Origin of the sequence: Achromobacter xylosoxidans, assembly GCF_001457475.1 — a bacterium.
Classification (GTDB): domain Bacteria; phylum Pseudomonadota; class Gammaproteobacteria; order Burkholderiales; family Burkholderiaceae_B; genus Achromobacter; species Achromobacter xylosoxidans.
The window spans coordinates 5,478,903-5,500,635 of record NZ_LN831029.1 but is presented as its reverse complement, the minus strand read 5'-3'; the positions used below and the strand labels follow the sequence as shown (position 1 = coordinate 5,500,635).

At 69.0% G+C, this 21,733-nt stretch carries 18 protein-coding genes and 6 tRNA genes; 7 read left to right on the top strand and 17 right to left on the bottom strand.

The features are described 5' to 3' along the window. The first annotated feature begins 30 nt into the window (after window positions 1-30). Window positions 31-1,125 (top strand): GTP 3',8-cyclase MoaA, encoded by a 1,095-nt coding sequence (gene moaA / locus AT699_RS24810; RefSeq protein WP_038504309.1) that lies wholly within the window; start codon window positions 31-33, stop codon window positions 1,123-1,125. Beyond that, window positions 1,118-1,741 (top strand): molybdenum cofactor guanylyltransferase MobA, encoded by a 624-nt coding sequence (gene mobA / locus AT699_RS24805; RefSeq protein WP_006386676.1) that lies wholly within the window; start codon window positions 1,118-1,120, stop codon window positions 1,739-1,741. Before moaA ends, mobA begins: the two co-directional genes overlap by 8 nt. Here the strand turns inward: mobA and AT699_RS24800 are convergent. Genes AT699_RS24800 through moaC form a run of 5 tightly spaced genes read right to left on the bottom strand, consistent with a single transcriptional unit; the run spans window position 1,726 to window position 4,666 of the window. Continuing rightward, window positions 1,726-2,931, bottom strand: a complete 1,206-nt coding sequence (locus tag AT699_RS24800; protein ID WP_006386674.1) for a molybdopterin molybdotransferase MoeA — start codon at window positions 2,929-2,931, stop codon at window positions 1,726-1,728. The genes mobA and AT699_RS24800 overlap by 16 nt on opposite strands. A gap of 5 nt (window positions 2,932-2,936) precedes the next feature. Next, complete coding sequence (gene moaB, locus AT699_RS24795) at window positions 2,937-3,461, bottom strand: molybdenum cofactor biosynthesis protein B (protein ID WP_006386673.1); 525 nt, start codon at window positions 3,459-3,461, stop codon at window positions 2,937-2,939. Then, entirely contained in the window at window positions 3,458-3,940 is a 483-nt protein-coding gene (locus AT699_RS24790; RefSeq protein WP_006386672.1) for a molybdenum cofactor biosynthesis protein MoaE, read from the bottom strand. The genes moaB and AT699_RS24790 overlap by 4 nt, the downstream gene beginning before the upstream one ends. 5 nt (window positions 3,941-3,945) lie before the next feature. Then, window positions 3,946-4,197: a MoaD/ThiS family protein gene (locus tag AT699_RS24785; protein ID WP_006386671.1), complete on the bottom strand. Its 252-nt coding sequence runs from the start codon at window positions 4,195-4,197 to the stop codon at window positions 3,946-3,948. Next, window positions 4,178-4,666, bottom strand: coding sequence for a cyclic pyranopterin monophosphate synthase MoaC (gene moaC / locus AT699_RS24780; protein ID WP_024070189.1), 489 nt, complete (start codon window positions 4,664-4,666; stop codon window positions 4,178-4,180). The genes AT699_RS24785 and moaC overlap by 20 nt, the downstream gene beginning before the upstream one ends. A 316-nt stretch (window positions 4,667-4,982) precedes the next feature. Between moaC and AT699_RS24775 the strand changes: the two genes are divergently transcribed. Together AT699_RS24775 and AT699_RS24770 are read left to right on the top strand one after the other, a co-directional pair. Continuing rightward, the gene (locus AT699_RS24775) at window positions 4,983-8,690 is read left to right on the top strand and encodes a DUF748 domain-containing protein (RefSeq protein WP_024070188.1); all 3,708 of its coding nucleotides are present in this window, start codon (window positions 4,983-4,985) and stop codon (window positions 8,688-8,690) included. A 62-nt stretch (window positions 8,691-8,752) separates the two neighbouring features. After that, entirely contained in the window at window positions 8,753-9,637 is an 885-nt protein-coding gene (locus AT699_RS24770) for a dienelactone hydrolase family protein (protein ID WP_058207475.1), read from the top strand. Between the two features lie 628 nt (window positions 9,638-10,265). On the opposite strand, the gene AT699_RS24765 is transcribed toward AT699_RS24770, so the two are convergent. Next, window positions 10,266-10,691, bottom strand: coding sequence for a hypothetical protein (locus AT699_RS24765; protein ID WP_006386666.1), 426 nt, complete (start codon window positions 10,689-10,691; stop codon window positions 10,266-10,268). 229 nt (window positions 10,692-10,920) lie between these two features. Here AT699_RS24765 and AT699_RS24760 point away from each other — a divergent pair, with 229 nt between their 5' ends. After that, entirely contained in the window at window positions 10,921-11,424 is a 504-nt protein-coding gene (locus AT699_RS24760; protein WP_006386665.1) for a peroxiredoxin, read from the top strand. A gap of 88 nt (window positions 11,425-11,512) precedes the next feature. Continuing rightward, a complete protein-coding gene (locus AT699_RS24755) occupies window positions 11,513-12,916 on the top strand; it encodes an MFS transporter (protein WP_024070186.1) in 1,404 nt (467 codons plus the stop codon). Window positions 12,917-12,929: 13 nt separating this feature from the next. Here AT699_RS24755 and AT699_RS24750 read toward each other — a convergent pair whose 3' ends face one another. The 9 genes from AT699_RS24750 to AT699_RS24710 form a co-directional block, all read right to left on the bottom strand. After that, entirely contained in the window at window positions 12,930-13,811 is an 882-nt protein-coding gene (locus tag AT699_RS24750; RefSeq protein ID WP_053500525.1) for an EamA family transporter, read from the bottom strand. Between the two features lie 2 nt (window positions 13,812-13,813). Then, complete coding sequence (gene bioB, locus AT699_RS24745) at window positions 13,814-14,839, bottom strand: biotin synthase BioB (RefSeq protein WP_006386662.1); 1,026 nt, start codon at window positions 14,837-14,839, stop codon at window positions 13,814-13,816. A gap of 250 nt (window positions 14,840-15,089) precedes the next feature. Then, complete coding sequence (locus tag AT699_RS24740; protein WP_006386661.1) at window positions 15,090-16,637, bottom strand: helix-turn-helix transcriptional regulator; 1,548 nt, start codon at window positions 16,635-16,637, stop codon at window positions 15,090-15,092. 173 nt (window positions 16,638-16,810) lie between these two features. Beyond that, window positions 16,811-16,887: transfer RNA gene (locus tag AT699_RS24735), tRNA-Asp, on the bottom strand. A gap of 75 nt (window positions 16,888-16,962) precedes the next feature. Next, a tRNA-Glu gene (locus tag AT699_RS24730) sits at window positions 16,963-17,038 on the bottom strand. 45 nt (window positions 17,039-17,083) lie between these two features. Then, window positions 17,084-17,159 (bottom strand) — tRNA-Ala (locus AT699_RS24725). Between the two features lie 103 nt (window positions 17,160-17,262). Continuing rightward, window positions 17,263-17,339, bottom strand: a tRNA-Asp gene (locus tag AT699_RS24720). A gap of 61 nt (window positions 17,340-17,400) precedes the next feature. Further along, window positions 17,401-17,476: transfer RNA gene (locus tag AT699_RS24715), tRNA-Glu, on the bottom strand. Between the two features lie 39 nt (window positions 17,477-17,515). Continuing rightward, window positions 17,516-17,591: transfer RNA gene (locus AT699_RS24710), tRNA-Ala, on the bottom strand. Between the two features lie 311 nt (window positions 17,592-17,902). On the opposite strand from AT699_RS24710, the gene AT699_RS24705 reads away from it, so the two are divergent. Then, entirely contained in the window at window positions 17,903-18,958 is a 1,056-nt protein-coding gene (locus AT699_RS24705) for an aldo/keto reductase (protein WP_024070182.1), read from the top strand. Window positions 18,959-19,086: 128 nt separating this feature from the next. On the opposite strand, the gene lnt is transcribed toward AT699_RS24705, so the two are convergent. Together lnt and AT699_RS24695 are read right to left on the bottom strand one after the other, a co-directional pair. Next, window positions 19,087-20,718: an apolipoprotein N-acyltransferase gene (gene lnt, locus AT699_RS24700; protein ID WP_024070181.1), complete on the bottom strand. Its 1,632-nt coding sequence runs from the start codon at window positions 20,716-20,718 to the stop codon at window positions 19,087-19,089. Next, window positions 20,715-21,605, bottom strand: a complete 891-nt coding sequence (locus AT699_RS24695) for an HlyC/CorC family transporter (RefSeq protein ID WP_038504299.1) — start codon at window positions 21,603-21,605, stop codon at window positions 20,715-20,717. The genes lnt and AT699_RS24695 overlap by 4 nt, the downstream gene beginning before the upstream one ends. Between the last annotated feature and the right edge of the window lie 128 nt (window positions 21,606-21,733).

The following is a 21,733-nucleotide window of genomic DNA, read 5'->3' as shown; positions in this document are numbered from 1 at the left end:
CCGCCGCGTGCGCCGGGCTATGATGTTCCCATGAGCAAAGTGATCCTCCTGGCTGACCGCCGCACCGAGCGTCCGGCGCCCCTGGCGCCGCCGCCCGCGGGCCGGCCCGCGCTCGACCGGCGCGCGCGGCCGCTGCGCGACCTGCGCATCTCGGTCACGGACCGCTGCAATTTCCGCTGCACCTACTGCATGCCGCGCGAGGTATTCGATACCAACTACGTCTTCATGCGCCATTCCGACCTGCTGTCGTTCGAGGAAATCGCGCGGCTGGCCGGCGTCTTCACCCGCCTGGGGGTCGAGAAGATCCGCCTGACCGGCGGCGAGCCGCTGCTGCGCAAGCATGTGGAAAACCTGGTCGGCCTGCTGTCCGGGCTGCGCACGCCCGCCGGCCGGCCGCTGGAACTGACGCTCACCACCAACGGCAGCCTGCTCGAACGCAAGGCCGCCGTGCTCAAGCAGGCGGGGCTTAACCGCGTCACGGTCAGCCTGGACGCGCTGGACGCGTCCATGTTCCAGGACATGAGCGACAGCGGCTTCACCCCCGACGACGTGCTGCGCGGCATCGACGCCGCCGCCGCGGCCGGGCTGGCGCCCGTCAAGGTCAACATGGTGGTGCGGCGCGGCCTGAACGATGCGCAGATCCTGCCGATGGCCGAGCGCTTTCGCGGCAGCGGCCACATCCTGCGCTTCATCGAATACATGGACGTGGGCAACACCAACGGCTGGAACCTGACCGAAGTGGTGCCCAGCGAGGAAGTGCTGGCGCGCATCGGCGCGGCCCATCCGCTCGAACCGATCTCCACCGACGGCATGGGCCGCGTCGCCGAACGCTGGCGCTATCGCGACGGCGGCGGCGAGATCGGCGTCATCTCCAGCGTCACCCACGCCTTCTGCGGCGGCTGTACGCGCGCGCGCCTGTCGCCGGAAGGCAAGCTGTTCCTGTGCCTGTTCGGACACGAGGGCCACGACCTGCGCGCGCCCCTGCGCGACGGCGCCAGCGACGATGAACTGGCCGCCATCCTCACGGGTATCTGGGCCGCCCGGGGCGACAACTACTCCGAACAGCGCGGCCGCAACATGGCCGACCCGGCCCGCAAAGTCGAGATGAGCTACATCGGTGGTTGACCCCGCGCCCGTTTTCGACCGGCAACAGGTGGCCGGCCTGATCCTGGCCGGCGGCCAGGGCTCGCGCATGCAGGGCAGCGACAAGGGATTGGTCCTGCTGGGTGGCGAGCCGCTGGTGGCGCACGTGGCGCGGCGCCTGGCCCCGCAGGTCGGGCCGCTGATTCTCAGCGCCAACCGCAATGCCGACATCTACGCCCGCTATGGCCGGGTGGTGGCCGACGATACCGATGCGCTGGGCGCCTGGCAGGGGCCGCTGGCGGGCCTTGCCGCCGGCCTGGCGGCCGCCGCGCCGTGCGAATGGCTGGTGGTGGCGCCGTGCGACACGCCGTTCCTGCCGGCGGATCTGGCCCACCGCCTGATCGCCGCGGCGCGGGCGGCGGGCGCGCCCCTGGCCTATGCGGTGGCCGGCGGCCAGCGCCATCCGGCCTGCATGGCGCTGCGCACATCCATGCTGCCGGTGCTGCGCGACTACCTCGCGGCCGGCGAACGCAAGGTCGGCCTGTGGCAGTCGCGCGTGGGAGGCGTGGGCGCGCCGTTCGATGACGTGCCCGGCGCGTTCATGAACCTGAACACGCCCGAGGAACTGGCGGCGGCCGAGCGCTACGCCAGCCAGTGACGCAGGTCGTAGTAGGGCACGCGGTCGCGGTCCTGCACCCGCACGTCGGCGGGCAGGCGCGCCAGCCCGGTCGACCACGGCAATGAACTGATCACCCCCGAACCCTGGTGGCCGTAAGGCACCAGTTCGGCGCCGCCGTCGTCGGCCGTGCGGCGCTGCACCCGCAGGAATTCCTCACGGCTGTCCTGGCGCGGATGCTCGGTGCGCAGCGGCAGCCGGCTGACCGGCGGGAACAACTCTTCGCGGCCCTGCATGCGGCGCACCAGCGGCGTCACCAGCATGGCGAACACCGCGTAGGCCGACACCGGATTGCCCGGCAGGCTGACCACCGGCTTGTCGCCGATCATGGCCAGCGCCACCGGCTTGCCCGGCTTCATGCGCACCTTCCACAGAGACAGTTCGCCGCCCAGCGCGGCCAGCGCCGGCTTGACCAGGTCGCGCTCGCCCACCGACACGCCGCCCACGCTCAGCACCAGGTCGCAATCGGCCAGCAGCGTCTTGAACGCGGCCAGCAGGTCGGCTTCGGTGTCGCGCGCATGCAGCACGTGGGTCGGTTCGGCCGCCAGCCCGCGCACCAGCGCGGCCAGCATCGGGCCGTTGGAGTTGTAGATCTGCGCCGGTTCGCGCGCCTCGCCGGGGGCCACCAGTTCGTCGCCGGTGGTCAGGATGCCGACCCGCAGGCGGCCGAACACCGGCACGCTGGCCAGGCCCTGCGAGGCCAGCAGCGCCACGTGGGCGGCCTGCAGCTGCGTGCCGGCGGCCAGCAGCGGGGCGCCGGCCAGGGTGTCCTCGCCGCGCAGGCGGATGTGCTGGCCGGGGCGCGGCTCGCGCGTGATCTCGACCTGCTCGTCGGCCTCGTGCGTATCTTCCTGCATCACCACCACGTCGGCGCCAGCGGGGATCAGGCTGCCGGTGAACAGGCGGATGGCATGGCCGGGCTTGAGCGGCTCGGGCGTGTCGCCGGCATAGCAGCGCTGCTGGATCGGCAGGCGCGCGCCCGGCCGCCAGTCGGCCAGGCGCAGCGCGTAGCCGTCCATGGCGCTGTTGTCGGCCGGCGGGATGTCCACGGTGGCGTCGAGGTCGGCCGCCAGCACGCGTCCGGGCGCCTGGTCCAGGCCGACGTCTTCGCGGCGCGCGATGGGGGCGGCCGCGTTGGCCAGCAGGGTCTGGGCTTGGTCGAAATCCAGCATGGGTATCAGTGGTCTTCTTGGTCGCGGGGTTGGAAGTGCGTGGCGAAATTGCAGGGGCGGTGGCCGCTGTCGAGCTGCTCGCGGATGATGCGGTTCCAGGCGGTCTCGCAGGCGTTGTTCGAACCGGGCAGGCAGAACAGCAGGGTCTGGTTGGCCGCGCCGGCAAAGGCGCGCGACTGGATGGTGGAGCTGCCGATTTCCTCGTAGGAGATCTGGCGGAACAGCTCGCCGAAGCCGGGAATCTCGCGGTCCAGCAGCGGCAGGATCGCCTGCGGCACGTGGTCGCCGTGCGAGAAGCCGGTGCCGCCGGTGGTCAGGATGACCTGCACCTCGGGGTCGGCGATCCAGTCGCTGATGACGCGCCGGATCTGGTAGATGTTGTCCTTGGCGATGTCGCGCCGCACGCATTGGTGGCCGGCCTGGGCCAGGCTGTTGGCCAGCAGGTTGCCGGAGGTGTCGTCACCGGCGCTGCGGGTGTCGCTGACCGTCAGCACGGCGCAGGCCAGCGAGACGGGGGAGGCGTCGTTCATGGAGTCTCCTTGGGGGGCGGGGGTTCGGCGTCCCAGGACTGCGTGCGGTCCTGGTCGGATTGGCGCTGTTCCACCCAGAAGCTGTCGCCACCCGCCAGGGTTTCGCGCTTCCAGAAGGGCGCGCGGGTCTTGAGCGCGTCGATGATGAATTCGCAGCCGCGGAAGGCGTCGCCGCGATGCGCGCTGGCCGCGGCCACGAACACGATCTGGGCATTGCGGGCGAGGGCGCCGACCCGGTGCACGATCACGGTGCCGTCCAGGTTCCAGCGCGCGCGGGCGGTGGCGGCGATGTCTTCGAGCTCGCGCTCGCACATGCCGGGGTAGTGTTCCAGGTAGAGCGTGTCGGTGGGCGTGTCCGGCGCGTAGTCGCGCACGTAGCCCACGAAGGTGACGATGCCGCCCACGCCCGGCCCGGCGCTGGCGCGCAGGGCGGCGGTGAGCGCGGCGCCGTCGAAGTCGGCTTCCTGCACGATGACCATGGCGTTCAGCCTCCGGTGACGGGTTCGAACACCGCGACCTCGTCGCCCGCGCGGATCGGCGCCGACGGCTTGGCGTGGGTCTGGTTGATGGCCAGCTTCAGGCGACCGGCCGGGGCCAGCTGCGGATAGCGCTCGCCGAGCGCGGCCAGCAACTGCGCGCCGGTGGACTCGCCGTCGACCGGCCAGGCTTCGGAGCGCTTGCCGACCAGTTCGGCCACGCGGGCGAAGTACAGAAGATTAATCGTTGCGCCATTCACCGCTTTTACCTCCCGCCTTGTACTTCAGGCGAACTTGTTCGATGACGATACCTTTGTCGGCCGCCTTGCACATGTCGTAGATGGTCAGCGCGGCGACGCTGCACGCCGTCATGGCTTCCATTTCGACGCCGGTCTTGTAGCTGGTGCGGCAGGTGGCCAGGATGTCGATGCGGTGCGCCGCGTCGTCCAGCGCGAATTCGACGCCGACGAACGACAGCGGCAGGCTGTGGCACAGGGGGATGAGCTCGGCGCAGCGCTTGGCCGCCAGGATGGCGGCGACGCGCGCGGTGTTGAGCACTTCGCCCTTGCCCTGGCCGGGCTGCGTCAGCAGGCCGTAGGCCACCGCGTTCATGCGGATGCTGGCGGTGGCGATGGCCACGCGTTCGGTGTCGGTCTTGCCGATGACGTCGACCATGCGGACCTGGCCGGCTTCATCCAGGTGGCTCAAGGTGGGGGCGGGCGTGGACATGGGAATCGGGATCGAGAATTGTTAATGATTGAAAAGAGCGGTCCCGGCAGGCCGTGGCGGGCCGCTGATGCGCCTATGATAGACGAGCCGCCGCCCGCCGCGCTTTGAGGAAAGATAAGCGCGGCCGCCGTCGCCGTGGCGCCGCGCCTGCCCGCTTCATCCCGGGGTGTGCGCCGGTCGTGGCTTGCGCGCTTTCGTGCCCCTGCGGGGGCATTTGCGCTTTTGGCGGCGCGGCCGCGATGGCGCGGCGCAAAAAGCCCCCCAATTTGCTCGAAGGACGCGATAATGGCCTTCGATTCGTACCAGGAGACGCACAATGCCCTTGCGGATGCCCAAGTTCCGGTTTACCCGCCGCTTAGGCAAGATCCTCTTGGGCGTCGTGGCCACGGCGTTGATCCTCTGTGGCATCGCCGCCTGGCAGGTGCCCAAGGTGCTGCACAATGTGCTGACCCAGGACGTCGCAAAGATGCTGGGCCGCGACGTCGCCGTCGGCAAGATCACCTTCAATCCCTTCACGCTGACCGTGCGCGCGCGCGATCTCGCGGTGGCGCAGCCCGGCTCGCAGACGCCGCTGCTCACCGCCGCCGAGGTCGACGTCAGCGCCGCCTGGACCTCGCTGTTCTGGTTCGCGCCGGTGGTCGACCGCTTCACCTTGCGTTCGCCCACCCTGTCGATCGTGCGCGAGGACGTCACCCGCTTCAACTTCTCCGACGTGCAGCAGCGCGTGGCCGAGATGACGGCCGCCAACCCCGACGAGCCGCCCAAGCCCGATGAGGGCCTGCCGCGCTTTTCCCTGAACAACATGGTGATCGAGGGCGGCGTCGTCACCCTGGACGACAAGGTCACCGGCCGCAAGCAGGTGATCGACGAACTGGCCGTGGGCGTGCCGTTCATCTCCACCTTCGGCTACGCCACCGACATCGACGTGCAGCCGCGCCTGCACCTGCGCATCAATGGCAGCCCGTTCGACCTGACCGGCGTGGCGCGGCCCTTCGACAAGGTGCCGTCGTCGACGCTGCGGGTCGCCTTCACCGGGCTGCAACTGGAAAAATGGGCCGACGTCTGGCCCATGCCGCTGCCGTTCAAGCTCGAGCGCGCGCTGCTCGACTCGAACCTGCAGATCGTGTTCGAGCAACCCAAGGACGCGCCGCCCAAGATCCGCGTGGTCGGCGACCTGGGCCTGCGCCAGTTCGACCTGCGCGATAACGCCGGTGAAAGCCTGGCGGCCTGGAGCGCGCTGACCATCAACCGCCTTGAAATCGAACCGATCGCGCGCCAGGTCTACGTGGGCGACGTCGGCCTGTGGGCGCCGCAGGTCTACGCGCGGCGCTACAGCAACCAGCGCCTGAACTGGCAGGACGTGGCCGACAAGCTCAAGCAGCTGGGCGGCCCGGCGCCGGCGACCAGGCCCGCCGCGACGCCTGGCGCGAAGCCGGGCAGCGGCGCCAAGCCGCCCGCCGCCACGGCAAGCGTGGACGCCGGTGCTCCCGCCAAGCCCGGCGCCGCCAAGCCGGCCGCCCCGGATTCCGCCGCCAAGCCCGCGGCGGAGAAGGGCGCGCCCGCCGCGAGTCCCGCCGCCGTGGCAACGGCCAGTCCCGCACAAGCCGCCAAGCCCGCGACCGCCCCGGCCGCCGGCCAGGCATCCGCGCCCGCCGTCAGCAACCCGGCATCCACGCCCCAGCCCGCCTCGCCCGCCGCCTCCGCGCCCAACGGCGCCCCGGCCGCCGCCGGCACGCCCCCCGCCGCCGACGCCCCGCCCAAGCCCGCCGCGCCCGCCGAATGGAAGGTGACGCTGGACGCCTTCAATATTCACGAAGGCGAGCTCTACGTCACCGACGCCGTCAGCAAGCTCGACTACACCCTGACCGGCCTGGGCGTCACCGTCGAAGGCGTGGCGCTGCCGCAGGTCAAGGGCGAACCCATCAATCTCTGGCTGACCGTGGACAACAGCACCGACGGCGGCTGGATCCGCGCCAAGGGCCCGCTGGTGCTGCAGCCGCTGTCGCTGGAACTGGCGCTGCGCATGGGCAACGTCGCGCTGGCGCCGTTCGCGCCGGCCGTGCGCAGCCTGTCGCCGATCCAGCTGCTGGACGGCCGCCTCGGGCTGACGGCGCAGGTGCACGTGCTGGACAACAACGGCGCCATCGACGCATCCGCCACCGGCGTGCGCGCCGAGCTGGCCCAGTTCAAGGCGCGCGACGAAACGCTGAAGCCGGCGCTCGACATCGCGCTGCAGCAGCTGGTCGTCACCGCCGATCGCCTCGCCATGGGCCCGGGCGCCAGCAATTTCACGCTGGCCGCGGCCGGCATCCAGGGCGGGGGCAAGCTCGACCTGAAGGGCGCCTTCACGCCGCAGCCGCTGACCGTCAAGACGTCGGTCGACCTGTCCGGCCTGAACGTCGCCTCGTTCGCGCCGTATTTCGCCTCCAGCCTGAACGCCACCGTGCGCGCCATCACGCTGGGCGCCAAGGGCGACGCCGACTTCGCCGCGGCCAACGGCAACGCGCCGATGAAGGCTGGCTGGAAGGGCGGCGTCGAGATCACCGACGTCGACCTGCAGGACCGCGTCAACAAGGACGACTTCCTCAACTGGAAGCGCCTGGCGTTCTCCGGCATGAACGTCGCCGTGGCGGGCGAGAAGATCGCCGCCGGCCTGGGCGACATCGCGCTCGACGACTTCTACGGCCGCATCCTGCTGAACGCCCAGGGCCGCCTGAACGTCATGGACCTGGTGGCGGCGCCAGGCCAGGCCGGCGGCTCCATCACCCAGGATACGCAGACCCCCGGCCGGCGCGCCGAACCGCCGGCGCCGGCGGCCAAGGGCGGCGGCATGCCCGACATCTCGCTCAACAGCGTCACCCTGACGCGCGGCCGCATGACCTTCACCGACCGCTTCGTCAAGCCCAACTACGTGGCCGAGCTGTCCAATATCGACGGCTCCATCACGGCGGTCTCGTCCACCAACCCGCAGCCCGCCAAGGTCAAGGTCACCGGCCGCGTCTACACCACCGCGCCCCTGTCGATCAGCGGCGTGGTGCAGCCGTTCGCCAAGTACCTGTCGCTCGACCTGAAGGCGTCGGCCAAGGGCGTGGACCTGCCGCGCTTCAACACCTACTCGGCCAAGTACGTCGGCTACCCGATCAAGCGCGGCAAGCTATCGGTCGACCTGGAATACAAGATCAAGGACCGCGCGTTGCTGGCCACCAACCACGTGGTGCTGAACCAGCTCACCTTCGGCGACAAGACCAACAGCCCTGACGCCACCAAGCTGCCGGTGCTGCTGGCCGTGGCCCTGCTTAAGGACTCGCGCGGCAACATCGACATCAACCTGCCGATCTCCGGGTCGCTCGACGACCCCGAGTTCTCGGTCGGCGGCATCGTCGTGCGGGTGCTGCTGAACCTGGTGGTCAAGGCCGTCACCTCGCCGTTCAGCCTGCTGGCGTCCGCCTTCGGCGGCGGCGAGGAACTGTCGTACGTGGAATTCGCGCCCGGCAGCGCCGCGCTCACCGAAGACACGCTGCAGCGCATCGAAACCCTGACCAAGGCCCTGGCCGACCGCCCCGCGCTCAAGATGGACCTGAGCGGCCGCGCCGATCCCAAGACCGACCTGGACGGCCTGCGCCAGGCCTGGGTCGACGCCCAGATCCGCCTGGCCAAGGCCCGCGACGTCGCGCCGCGCGGCAAGAAGCCGAACCCGGCGGGCGTCGAGGTCTCGGGCGCCGAACGCGCCAAGTACCTGGAAGAGGTCTACGACGACACCGACATCAAGGACAAGCCGCGCAATTTCATCGGCATGGCCAAGTCCGTGCCGCCGGAGCAGATGGAGGAGATGCTGCGCAGCGTGGCGCCGGTCGGCGAGGAACAGTTGCGCCAACTGGCCGACGCGCGCGCGCAGGCGGTATACGAAAAGCTGCAAGCCCAGGAAGGACTCGCGGATCGCGTGTTCATCGTTGCCCCGCAACTGGACGCCGATGGCATCAAGGACGAGGGCCTGCCCTCGCGCGTGGACTTCTCCCTGAAGTGAACCCCGGCGGTTCGCCAGGACGCGCCCGCGTCCGGCGGCCGTCCCTTGCCCGGAGATGCATGATGAAAGACCAGGACGCGCATTTCGACAGCCTGCTGCCGCCCCTCAAGCTCGACCGCCGCGGCTTCATCGCCACCACCGTCGCCGCCGGCTTCTCGCTGGCCGCCGGCCCCGCCGTCGCGCAGACCGCCATCAAGACCGACGCCAACGGCCTGACCGCCGGCAAGGTCGACATTCCCGTCGCCGACGACAAGATGCCCGCCTACCGCGCCGCGCCGGCCGGCAAGAAGAACCTGCCCACGCTGCTGGTGGTGTCCGAGATCTTCGGCGTGCACGAATACATCCAGGACGTCTGCCGCCGCCTGGCCCATCTGGGCTACCTGGCCATCGCGCCCGAACTGTTCGCGCGCCAGGGCGACCCGTCCAAGTACACCGAGATCCCCAAGCTGCAGGCCGAGATCATCGGCAAAGTGCCCGACAAGCAGGTGCAGGCCGATCTCGACGCCACCGTCGCCTGGGCCGCCGCCAACGGCGGCAGCGACGACAAGCTCGGCATCCTCGGCTTCTGCTGGGGCGGCCGCCAGGTCTGGCTCTACGCCGCCCACAACCCCAAGCTCAAGGCCGGCGCCGCCTGGTACGGCCAACTGGCCGGCGACCCCACCGAACTCAAGCCCCGATCCGTCCTCAGCCTGGTCAACGACCTCAAGGCCCCGGTCCTCGGCGCCTACGGCGGCAAGGACGCCGGCATCCCCCAGACCGACGTCGACAAGATGCGCATCGAACTCGCCAAAGGCCCCGCCGCCGCCAAGGCCTCCCGCATCGACGTCTACCCCGAAGCCCCCCACGCCTTCCACGCCGACTACCGGCCGAGTTACCGCAAGGCCGAGGCGGAGCAGGCTTGGCAGAGGATGCTTGACTGGTTCAAGCAGAATGGGCTCGGGGCTTGAGGCGAGAAGCTCGTTCTTCGTAGGCCGCTCGGGCGGAGTGAGGGGAGAGATCTTGCGTTGCCCGCCGGGACCGGCTGCGCGGGCAGCCGGTCCCGGCATACGCTTTGGCGGTGCGTCGTGAGAGCGGCGCTGCGCGCGGGTGGAGAGGAGGGAAGGTGGCTGCAACGTCGTTGACGGGCGGCCTGCGGCTATCCGTTGGACGCCAATCCCGACACTCCAGATTCCGTTTCCAAACGCTCATGTCGCACGCACACGCGCAGCGTTCATCCTGAACTGCAAGACCCCGCGTAAGCCAAAAAAGGCCGCCCGCGCGGCCGGCTTTGGCGGGCCCCGCAAATTCCTCCGCCCCCCGTAGATGCGGCCAAGCATGCCAAGCACCCACCTCGCCCCAACAATGCGGAAACCAAGACATCCTGAGCCCGGCGGGACGGCGGCAGGCGGGGGCGGGGCGTGTAGATGCGCCCGACGGAATCCGAAGGAGTCGCCGAAGGCGAGGACGAGGATGAGGATGGGGCAGTCCGGAGCGAACGCTCCGGACCGCAATCGTAGCCCCGCCCCCGCCTGCCGCCGTCCCGCCGGGCGGCTCAAGAACTCAATCCCCCGCCAGCAAAAAAAAACCGCAGAGAATTCACTTCTCCGCACTCTCCCCCGGCAACCCATCACTAACCTCAGCCAACGCCGCCTTCATATCCTCATAAGAAATCACCCGCTCATTCTGAAAACTCCCCAGCACCCCCCGGCACCCGTCGACGCCCGACCGCTTCATCTCCTCCATCATCCGCGTCCCATCCGCCAGCCCCTTCTGATAGAGCCCGTCATACCCCGCCGCGGAAAATCCGTATTCCTTGGCATACCGCTCCAGGTTCTTGCGCGAGGTCGCCTGGTGCTGCGCCAGGTCGGGTTCGGACGCCCCGCAGGAACGGGCCGCGCCGTTGGAGGCGCCCGCCGCCACCACGAACGATTCGAACTGGGCCTGCTCTGCCGCGTCGGGCGCGGCCCAGGCCGGGGCGGCCGCGGCCATCGTAAAGGCCAGGCCGATCAACATCTTGCGCATCGGTTCATCTCCGCAAAGCGCCCGCGCGCGGCCATCGCGCCCGGGCATTGATCACGCCCACATTATGGCAATGATCCCCGCGCCGCCCCGCGTGTGGAGTCGTTTCAGACTGTGCGGGTTTCTTTCCCGATCTGTCCGCCGGGCCAGCAAGCGCAACAGACACGAACTATGATGAGGGCTGTGGGGCACGTCCGCCCCAATGCAACGCCCCAACACTGGAGATCCTCCCATGAGCATCAAAGTCGGCGATCGCGTGCCCGATGGCACCCTGACCGAATTCATCGAAACCGAAAGCGAAGGCTGCTCGCTCGGCCCCAACGCCTTCCAGGTCGCCGACCTGACCCGCGGCAAGACCATCGCCCTGTTCGCGCTGCCCGGCGCCTTCACGCCGACCTGCTCGGCCAAGCACCTGCCGGGCTACGTCGAGCAGGCCGCGGCCCTCAAGGCCAAGGGCGTGGATGAAATCTGGTGCGTGTCGGTCAACGACGCCTTCGTCATGGGCGCCTGGGGCCGCGAACAGAAGACCGGCGGCAAGGTCCGCATGCTGGCCGACGGTTCCGCCCTGTGGACCAAGGCCCTGGGCCTGGAGCTGGACCTGATCCAGCGCGGCATGGGCGTGCGCTCGCAGCGCTACTCGGCCTTGATCGTCGACGGCGTGGTCAAGCAGCTGAATGTCGAAGGCCCCGGCAAATTCGAAGTCAGCGACGCCGCGACCCTGCTGTCGCAAGTCTGATTCCCCGCGCAGTTACTGTTTCATCGCTCAATGCGCGGGCCGCCCAGGCGGCCCGCGTCGCTCCCCCCGGCAGGGGCAGCCAGACGCCATGCTTGCAACCCTCTCTTCTTTCTCGTCGCTGTATGTCGCGACCCTGCTGATGCTCATCGGCACCGGCCTGTTCAACACCTACATGGGGTTGAGGCTGACCGCGCAGTCCGTCAGCGAGATCTGGATCGGCGCGTTGATCGCCGGTTACTACCTGGGCCTGGTGTGCGGCGCGCGGCTGGGCCACAAACTCATCATCCGCGTCGGCCACATCCGCGCCTTCGTCGCCTGTGCCGCCGTCGCCACCAGCATGATCCTGGCGCAGACGCTGGTCGATTCCATGCCGCTGTGGCTGGTGTTCCGTGTCATCTCGGGCATCGTCATGGTGACCGAATTCATGGTCATCGAGAGCTGGCTCAATGAACAAACCGAAAACCATCAGCGCGGGCGCGTGTTCTCCGTCTACATGGTGGTGTCCGGCCTGGGAACCGTGCTGGGGCAACTGGCCCTGACGGCCTACGCCACGCTCGACCTGCGGCCGCTGACCCTGGTGGCCATGTGCCTGGTGCTGTGCCTGGTGCCGATCGCCGTCACCGCGCGTTCGCACCCGCCCACGCCGCTGCCCGCCGCGCTCGACATCCGCTTCTTCATGCGGCGCGTGCCGCTGTCCATGACGGTGCTGTTCGTCGCCGGCAACCTGTCGGGCGCCTTCTACGGCCTGGCCGCCGTCTACGGCGCCAAGCACGGCATGACCACCTCGCAGGCCGCCATCTTCGTGGCCGCCGCCGTCACCGCCGGGCTGTTGTCGCAATGGCCCATGGGCTGGCTGTCCGATCGCATCAACCGCGCCGGCCTGATCCGCTTCAACGCATTGCTGCTGGTATTGCTGCCGGTCGTCATGTGGGGCTGGCTGACGCTGCCGTTCTGGGCGCTGGTGCTGCTGTCGTGCGCCTTCGGCATCCTGCAGTTCACCCTGTATCCCCTGGGCGCCGCCTTCGCCAACGACCACGTCGAATCCGAGCGCCGCGTCAGCCTGTCGGCCGTGCTGCTCATGACCTACGGCGTGGGCGCCTGTGTCGGCCCGATGATCGCCGGCGTGCTGATGTCGCTGGCCGGCCACAGCATGTATTACGTCTTCATCTCGGCCTGCGCCCTGATCCTGGTCTGGCAGGTGCGGCCCACGCGCGTCACCGGCGCGCACCAGGTCGACGAGGCGCCGGTCCACTTCGTGCCGATGCCGGACACCCTGCAGAGCTCGCCGGCCGCGGCCGTGCTCGATCCGCGGGTCGACGTCGAAAACGATATCAGCATCGAAATGGTGCAGCCCGATCCGGCCGCCGCGCCCGCCACGCCGCCGGTGGAAGGCGCGGGCGCCGTGGACCCGCCTGGCGGGGCGACCGAGGCGGCCGAGGCGCCGCGGGATGAACCCGCCGAGCCCGAGCGCCAGGCCCGCACCGGCACCTGACAGCCGCCGCGATTCACCAGGGCGCCATCAGCACGATGGCCGCCAGCGCCAGGGCCAGGCCGAGGCCATTCAGGCGCGTCAGCGGCTCGCGGAACACCAGCGTTCCGACCAGCGTGCCCAGCGTGATCACGCCCATGTTCATGGACGCGAACACCAGCGCGGGGTGCTCCGGCAGCGCCTGGTGCGCGCGGATGTAGGTGATGATGTTGCCGAAATTCACCGCGCCCAGCGCCACGCCGGCCGCCAGGTGGCGCGGCGCCCAGCGCGCGCGGCGCCACAGCAGGTAGGCCAGCATCAGCGCGCTGGACAGCGCGAACGCCAGCAACAGGCCGCCGGCGAACGCGGTGCCGGCGCGCGCCATCTGCTTGAACAGGATATCCACCACGCCGTAGGCCACCCACACCGCCAGCGGCCACAGCCACAGCGCGCGGCGTTGCGCGGCGTCCATCGCGCCCGGGGCCGCCGCGCCCGTGGCGGCGGGCCGGCGCAGCAGGCAGAACAGCGCGGCGAAGGCCAGCGCGATGGCGCCCAGCTTGCGGCCGCTGACCGGCTCGCCGAACAGCAGGAACGCCGCCAGCAGGGGAATGAACAAGGACAGCCGCTGGGCCGCGTCGCTGCGCACCACGCCGGCATGGCGCACCGCCAGCGCCATCGCCATGAAGCCGCTCGGCAGCAACAGGCCCAGCGCCAGCAGCACGGCCCACGGCGTCTGCGGCGTCAGCAACGCGGCCGGATCCGGCCGCAGCACGACCCAGCAGAGCAGGGCGGCGACCGCGTGGTTCACCATGATGGCCTGGCGCACGTCCAGCTGCCAGCGCCGCGCCAGCTTCAGCATCGCCGCCACGGCGACGCTGCAGGCGACGCTGGCCAGCAGGTAGGACAGGCCGGGCGCCAGCGTCACGCCGAGATGTCCTGGCGCGCGTGGTGGTGCGCGTGCTGGCCGGCGTCGATGCGCATGCCCAGGCGTTGCAGCAGGCGCTGGTCCGCCTCCATGCGCGGGTTGCCGGTGGTCAGCAGCACGTCGCCGTAGAACATCGAATTGGCGCCGGCCATGAAGCACAGCGCCTGCATGGCGTCGTCCATGGCTTCGCGCCCGGCCGACAGGCGCACCATGGCGCGCGGCATGGTGATGCGGGCCACCGCGATGGTGCGCACGAACTCGAACGGGTCGAGCGGCTCGGCGTCGGCCAGTGGCGTGCCTTCCACCCGCATCAGGTTGTTGATCGGCACCGATTCGGGGTAGGGCTCCATGTTGGCCAGTTGCGCGATCAGGCCGGCGCGCTCCTGGCGCGATTCGCCCATGCCGACGATGCCGCCGCAGCAGACGTTGATGCCGGCGCCGCGCACCCGTTCCAGGGTGTCCAGGCGGTCCTGGTAGGTGCGGGTGGTGACGACCTTGCCGTAGAACTCGGGCGCGGTGTCCAGGTTGTGGTTGTAGTAGTCCAGGCCGGCGTCCTTGAGCTGTTCGGCCTGGCCCTCGCGCAGCATGCCCAGCGTGACGCAGGTCTCCAGGCCCAGCGCCTTGACCGCGCTGACCATCTCGGCCACGGCCTCCAGGTGATGCGGCTTGGGGCTGCGCCAGGCCGCGCCCATGCAGAAGCGCTGCGCGCCGCCGGCCTGCGCGGCGCGCGCCGCCGCCAGCACCTCGTCCAGCGGCATCAGCTTTTCGGCTTCCAGGCCGGTGTCGTAGCGCGACGACTGCGAGCAGTAGCCGCAGTCCTCGGGACAGCCGCCGGTCTTGATCGACAGCAGGCTCGACAGCTGGATGCCGTTGGGATCGAAATGGGCGCGGTGCGTCTGCTGGGCGCGATACACCAGGTCCATGAACGGCAAGTCGTAGAGCTCCATCACGGCGGCGCTGCTCCACGCGGACGCGGGTTGCGGCCGGGACGGCTTGGGAACGGGAATGTAGGCGGTCTGCATCAACGGACTCCAGGAAGGCTTGCGGGGATCGCGCCGCGCGCCTTGGCGGGGCGGCTTGATCGGCGGATCGTAAGAAGCTGCGCAGGGTTTGCGCAATCTCGGGCCTGTCCGTGTTTTTGCGGGTGCGTTGAGGGCGATTTCGGTGGATATGGCGTTTTTTAGCGGGGATGCGGATCTAACGCGGCGCCATCTTCGCGCAGCCGTAACCCCGGATTATTTTGATTCAATTTGTAAATCCACGCGCCCGGCATCAGCCTTGGCCGGCTTTGCCTCGGGTCCGCGGCTTTTCGTGGCCGGTGATGCCGCGGTCGCGGGCCCACACGATCGCCGCGCTGCGGCGGTGCACCCCGATCTTGCTGTAGATGGTGGCCACGTGGTTGCGCACGGTATTGCGCGACAGGCGCAGTTGGCGCGCGATACCGTCGTCGTCGTGCCCCTGGCACAGCAGGCCCAGCACCTCGCGTTCGCGCGCCGTCAGTTGCGCCAGGTCGGCCACGTCGCGTGACGCCGGTGCCGGCGCGCGCAGTTGCGCCAGCTTTTCGATGATGCCGCGGCTGAACCATGACGTGTCCTGCATCACCGCCTCGATCGCGGCCAGCAGTTCGGTCTCGCTGCGCTTGCGTTCGCTGATGTCCTGCATCACCAGCAGCACGCGGCGCTCGCCGCCGATCATGACCGGTTCGGCGGACGCCAGGCAGTCGAGCTGGCCGCCATCGGCCGCGACCAGCATGGCCTCGCGGTTGCGCACGCTCTCGCCGCGCGCCAGGCTCTCGGCCATGCCTTCGGACGGACGCAGGCCCAGCGCGGTCAGTTCGCGGCCGACGGCGTCCTCGGGCGAGACGCCCACCGCCCGGGCAAAGGCGTCGTTCAGGTCCAGCGCGCGCAGCGACTCGCCTTCGCACAGCGCCATGGGCACCGGCGCCAGCCGGAAGGCCTTGGAAAAGCGCTCCTCGCTGTGTTGCAGGGCCTCTTCCGCGCGCTTGCGCTTTTCCAGATCGATGAAGGTGAACAGCATGCAGGGCTCGCCCTGCATGTCGATCGGCTGGCCGGCGACGATGACGAACCTGGCGCCACCGTCGCCCAGCCGCAGCACGCCTTCGCGCTGGCTGATGGTCAGGCCGGCATTCAGTTTGGCCACCGCGTCGTCCTTGTCCTCGCCGCCGTCCAGCACGTCGAGTTCGTAGGCCGACTTGCCCAGCACGGCCTCGCGCGGCAGGCCGGTCATGTCCAGGAAGCCCTGGTTCACTTTCACGTAGCGCAGATCGGACAGCCGGCAGATCAACGCCGGCGCGGGATTGGCGGCAAAGGTGCGTTCGAAGCGCTGTTCGGCGTTGAACGCCTCGGTCTGGTCGTCCAGGATCAGCACGCGGTAGTCGGCGTCGTCGTCTTCGAGCAGCAGGCCGCGCGCGCGGATGTTGCGCAGGAAGTCGGGGTCGTCCTTGCGGGTCAGGTCCAGCAGCAGGTCGTCGAAGGCGGCGCCCGCGGCCAGCAGATCCAGCGGATACTGCCGGGCCGGCACGCGGTGGTGGTTGCGGTAGGTCAGCGCGTAGCGCTTGCGGTAGCCGGCGGGGGTGTTGCCCAACGCCTCCAGTGTGTCGATGCCATGCAGCGCCAGCGCGCTGGCGTTGGCCCAGGCGATGGCGCCATTGGCTTCGAGCAGGATGATGCCTTCGTTCAAGCCTGCGATGATGCGTTGCAGGTGCTGGCGATGCGCGTGCGGGGCGGCGTTGCTGGGGGTCACGTGGGCCTCTTGGCTTGGCTGGCACAAGCGCACAGGATGCGTTGCGAGACGCGCCATGTCCAGAGGATAAACGGACGAGACGGGGGAAGGGGGCGGCACGGCGCTTGCTGCCGCGCAAAGCAAAAAAGCCCCGGAATCCGGAGCTTTTGGCGGGCGCCTTCTGGCGCAGTGCAGGAAGACTCCTGCGGAACAACTGGATCTTGCGGCTTGCTGGGATGCACGCAAGTGCTTGGCGGAGCGGACGGGGCTCGAACCCGCGACCCCCGGCGTGACAGGCCGGTATTCTAACCAACTGAACTACCGCTCCGCAGCGGCTTACTTCACTTCTGGCATGTCGTCTTGTCAGGACGATCCTGCAGGTCCGGTCGGCGAGCCAGCGAACTGGCGTCCCCTAGGGGATTCGAACCCCTGTACTCACCGTGAAAGGGTGATGTCCTAGGCCTCTAGACGAAGGGGACCGGAAACTGCAACTGCTCGAACTACTGTACTACTTACTGCTTTACTGGTGGAGGTAAGCGGGATCGAACCGCTGACCTCTTGCATGCCATGCAAGCGCTCTCCCAGCTGAGCTATACCCCCCAGAATCCCTGCCGTTCCAACCTGCAAACAACAAGGCTTACACCCTATAAATGCAAAAAGCCCCGAGGACGGAGCTCTTGAAAGGCACTGCGTAGAGCGCTTTTGGCGGAGCGGACGGGGCTCGAACCCGCGACCCCCGGCGTGACAGGCCGGTATTCTAACCAACTGAACTACCGCTCCGCAGCGGCATACTCAACTACTGTGTCACTTCAACTGCATCTTGTACTGCTGCCAGTAAGACTGGCGTCCCCTAGGGGATTCGAACCCCTGTACTCACCGTGAAAGGGTGATGTCCTAGGCCTCTAGACGAAGGGGACTTGGACTTGCGTCGTGCTTTACTACTCTTCGCTTTGGACTGGTGGAGGTAAGCGGGATCGAACCGCTGACCTCTTGCATGCCATGCAAGCGCTCTCCCAGCTGAGCTATACCCCCGTTTTTCTAATCAACTCCAGCCACGTTTTACGTTTCTCCGAACGCTTTCACGCTCGTTTTTCGTATCTCGTTGCCGGTTTTGTTTAGTGCCGTTGGCGAAGAAACGAGATTATGCACGAACTAAATTCGGCGTGCAAGTCGGTTCGATGCAAAAAATGAAAAAGTTGCGTGGAAGTCGCTTTCAAGGGGACGCATGCGCGGGAAGCCGGAGATAAATCAAGGGTTTGCGCGAATGCTATCGTGGGGAAGGTCGCGGGCGCGCACAATGTGTATCCCGCCATGATGTCTTGCCGGCAGGAGAATTCTTTCGCATGAGCACCCGGACTTCCTTTCCGACGCGCCAGTTGGGGCGCAGCGACATGTTCATCACGCGGATTGGCGTGGGCGCCTGGGCCATGGGCGGCAACGCCTGGGCCATCGGCTGGGGCCCGCAGGACGATGGCGATTCGATCGCCGCGATCCGCCTGGCGGTGGACCGCGGCATCAACTGGATCGACACCGCCGCCGTCTACGGGCTGGGCCATGCCGAGGAAGTGGTGGGACGGGCGCTGGCGCAGATGAGCCCCGGCGACCGGCCCTACGTCTTCACCAAGTGCGGCCTGACCTGGTCCCCCGACCAGCCGCGGGCCACGCCGCGACGCAATGGCGCGCCGGCCAGCATCCGCCGTGAAATCGAAGGCTCCTTGCAGCGCCTGGGCGTGGAACGGATCGACCTCTACCAGATGCACTGGCCGGCCGGCGACGGCACGCCGCTCGAAGCCTATTGGCAGGAACTGCTCGACCTGAAGCAGGAAGGCAAGGTGCGCGCGGTGGGCCTGTCCAACCACAACCTGGCGCAGTTGCAGGACGCCGAGACGCTCGGCCACGTCGACTCGCTGCAGCCGCCGTTCTCGGCGATCCAGCGCGGGGCGGCTAACGACCTGATTCCGTGGTGCGCGCGGAACGGCACCGGTGTCATCGTCTACAGCCCGATGCAGTCGGGCCTGCTCAGCGGCGCCTTTTCCGCCGCGCGGGCGCAGGCCCTGGGCGCGGATGACTGGCGTTCCCGCAACGCCGAATTCCAGGTGCCCAACCTGGCGCGCAACCTGGCCCTGGCCGAAGCGCTCAAGCCCATCGCCGAACGCCACGGCACCACCCAGGCGGCGGTGGCCATTGCCTGGACGCTGGCGTGGCCGGGCGTCACCGGCGCCATCGTCGGCATGCGCAACGCGGCCCAGGTCGATGGCGTGCTGGGCGCGGCCGAACTGGAGCTGGATAGCGACGACATGGCGCGCATCGCCGACGCGATCGAGCTGACGGGCGCGGGCGCGGGGCCGCTGCGGCCGGTCAACGATAGCGGCGCGTTGCCGGTCAATTTGTTGCGCTAGGGGCGCGCCAGGACAAGCGCTGGCAGTAAAGGCACGGCACGGCCGGTAAAGGCGTGGCCGGCAAGGGGGCGGCCTGCAAAGGCCTGTGAAGTGGAACCGGGCCAGGCAGAACCCGGCCCGTTCCTGGTTCAGGGGCGACGCGCGCGGCGGCTGCCGAAGGCGGCGATGAGGGCCAGGCCGATCAGCGCCAGCGCCGACTTGTCGCCGAAGCGGGCGTAGGGCGTCAGGCCCGTCATACCCTGCACCGAGACCGGCAGCACGCCCGGCTGCAGCGGCGCCAGTTGCGCCGCCACGCGGCCCTTGGCGTCGATGGCCGCGGTGATGCCGGTGTTGGTCGAGGTCAGCATGGGGCGCGCGGTTTCGATCGTGCGCAGGCGCCCGATCTGCAGATGCTGGCGCAGGGCCCACGTATCGCCGAACCAGCCCAGGTTGCTGACGTTGACCAGGATGGTCGCGCCCGGTTCGCCATTGGCGCCCGGCTGCAGCGCCGGCAGCAGGTCGGGACCGAACAGGTCTTCGTAGCAGATGTTGAAGGCGATGTGCTGGCCGCCCACCGCGAACGGCGTCTGGCGCTCGGGGCCGCGGTCGAAATCGCCCAGCGGGATGTTCAGCATGTCGACGAACCAGTGAAAGCCCGGCGGCACGTATTCGCCCCAAGGCACCAGGTGGCGCTTGTCGTAGCGCATGGCGGTGCTGCCGCCGGTCAGTTGTTCCAGCGGCGTCTGGCCGTCGAAACCCATGACGCTATTGGTGTAGCGGTCGCGGCCATTGCGCACGTCGTGGATCGGCGCGCCCATGGCGATCACGGCGTTCTGCCGCGCCGCCACCTGGCGCCAGACGTCCCAGACGCGGGGATCGAGCTGGTCCTGGAAGATCGGCAGCACGGTTTCCGGCAGGATGATCATCTGTGGCGGCGGCACGCCCGCGGCCGGCGGCAGGGCCGCCAGTTCGAGGTGGCGACGCAGGCTCTGGTCCAGCAGCGCCGGGTCGAACTTCTGCGATTGTTCGATGTTGCCCTGGACCAGCCGCACGTTCAGCGCATCGCCGCTGGGCGTGGACCAGTCGATGCGCGACAGCGGCCAGCCGGCGGCGGCCAGCGCCAGCGCCACGCCGGCGGCCAGCGCCCGGCGGCCGTCGCGCGCTTGTTTCCGGTCGCCCGCCGGGCGCCACAGGCTGGCGATGGCGGCGGCGGCGAAGGCCGCCACCAGCGCCATGCCATGCACGCCCAGCAGCGGCGCCCAGCCGGCGATGGGGCTGTCGACCTGCGCGTAGCCGATGTTGAGCCAGGGAAAGCCGGTCAGCAGCACCGCGCGGACCCATTCGAAGCCGGCCCACAGCGCGCCCCAGGCCAGCGTGCCGGACAGCACGCGACCCGGCGCCGAGTCGGCCGTCAGCGGCACGTAGCGCCGCGCCAGCGCGCCGGCCGTGGCTGGGAACAGTGCCAGGAAGGCGGATAGCGCCAGCACCGCGGCCACCGCCAGCGGCGCGGCCAGGTCGCCGTAGCGGTGCAGGCTGATGAAGATCCAGTACAGCCCCAGCGCGTAGGTGGCGAAGCTGAACAGCCAGCCGCGCAGCCAGGCCTGGCGGGCCGAGGGCGCGTACAGGGTGACGCGGGCGGCCACCGCCAGCGCCAGCACCTGGGTGATGGCCAGCGCCCAGCCCGGCAGCGGACCGGGGGCGAAGGTGAGGGCCTGGACGGCGCCGGCCAGCGTCAGGCCGGCCGCGCCCAGCAGGAACGGACCGCGGGAGGCGCGGCTCATGCGTCGGTATCGGGCGGAACGCCGCGGGACGGCGCGACGCGCTTGACGCGCAGCCAGATGGCGCGACGGGCGTCGCCGCGCGCCACTTCCAGTTTCAGGCCGTCGAATTCGGCGCTGTCGCCGCGGCGCGGGATGCGGCCCAACTGGCCGCCCATCCAGCCGCCGACGCTGTCGTATTCGTCGTCGGGCAACTGGCAGCCGAACACGTCGTTGAAGTGCGAGATGTCGGTGGCGGCCAGGACGCGCCACTGGTTCTCGCCTTCGGGGAAGATCGAGTCTTCCTCGGTTTCGTCGAATTCGTCTTCGATATCGCCGACGATCTGTTCCAGCACGTCTTCCATCGTGACCAGGCCGGAGATGCCGCCATGCTCGTCGATGACGATGGCCTGATGGTTGCGGCTGGCGCGGAACTCGTGCAGCAGCACGTTCAGGCGCTTGGATTCGGGGATGAACACCGCCGGGCGCACCAGCGTGCGAACCTCGATGTCGGGTTCCAGCATGCAGCGCAGCAAGTCCTTGGCCAGCAGGATGCCGATGATGTTGTCGCGGTCGCCCTCGTACACCGGGAACCGCGAGTGGGCGGTTTCGATCACGGTGGCCACCAGGTAGGGAATGGGCTGCGTGACGTCGAGCAGGTCCATGCGCGAGCGCGGCACCATGATGTCGCCGACAGTGCCTTCGGACACGGCCAGCGCGCCCTTGATCATCTTGTAGGACTCCGCGTCCAGCAGGTCGCGGTCATGCGCGGCTTCCAGGACGGCCTTGATGCCTTCACGGTCCTCGGGCTCGCGGCGCACGAGGGAAAGCAGACGGTCTAGAAGGGATTTGGTGGCGGGTTTGGATGAGCGAGAGGGAGTCGCTTCGGGAGCAGGATAAGGGTCAGACATCGTCCGGGAGGACAAGTTATGGAGGGGCCAGCATAACCGAATCTGGCGCGCAATTTGTAACGCGACCCCGGAAAATGGGTCCAACCGACGCGATCTGCGCCTTGCTGGCCGCCATTTCGCGTCGATTG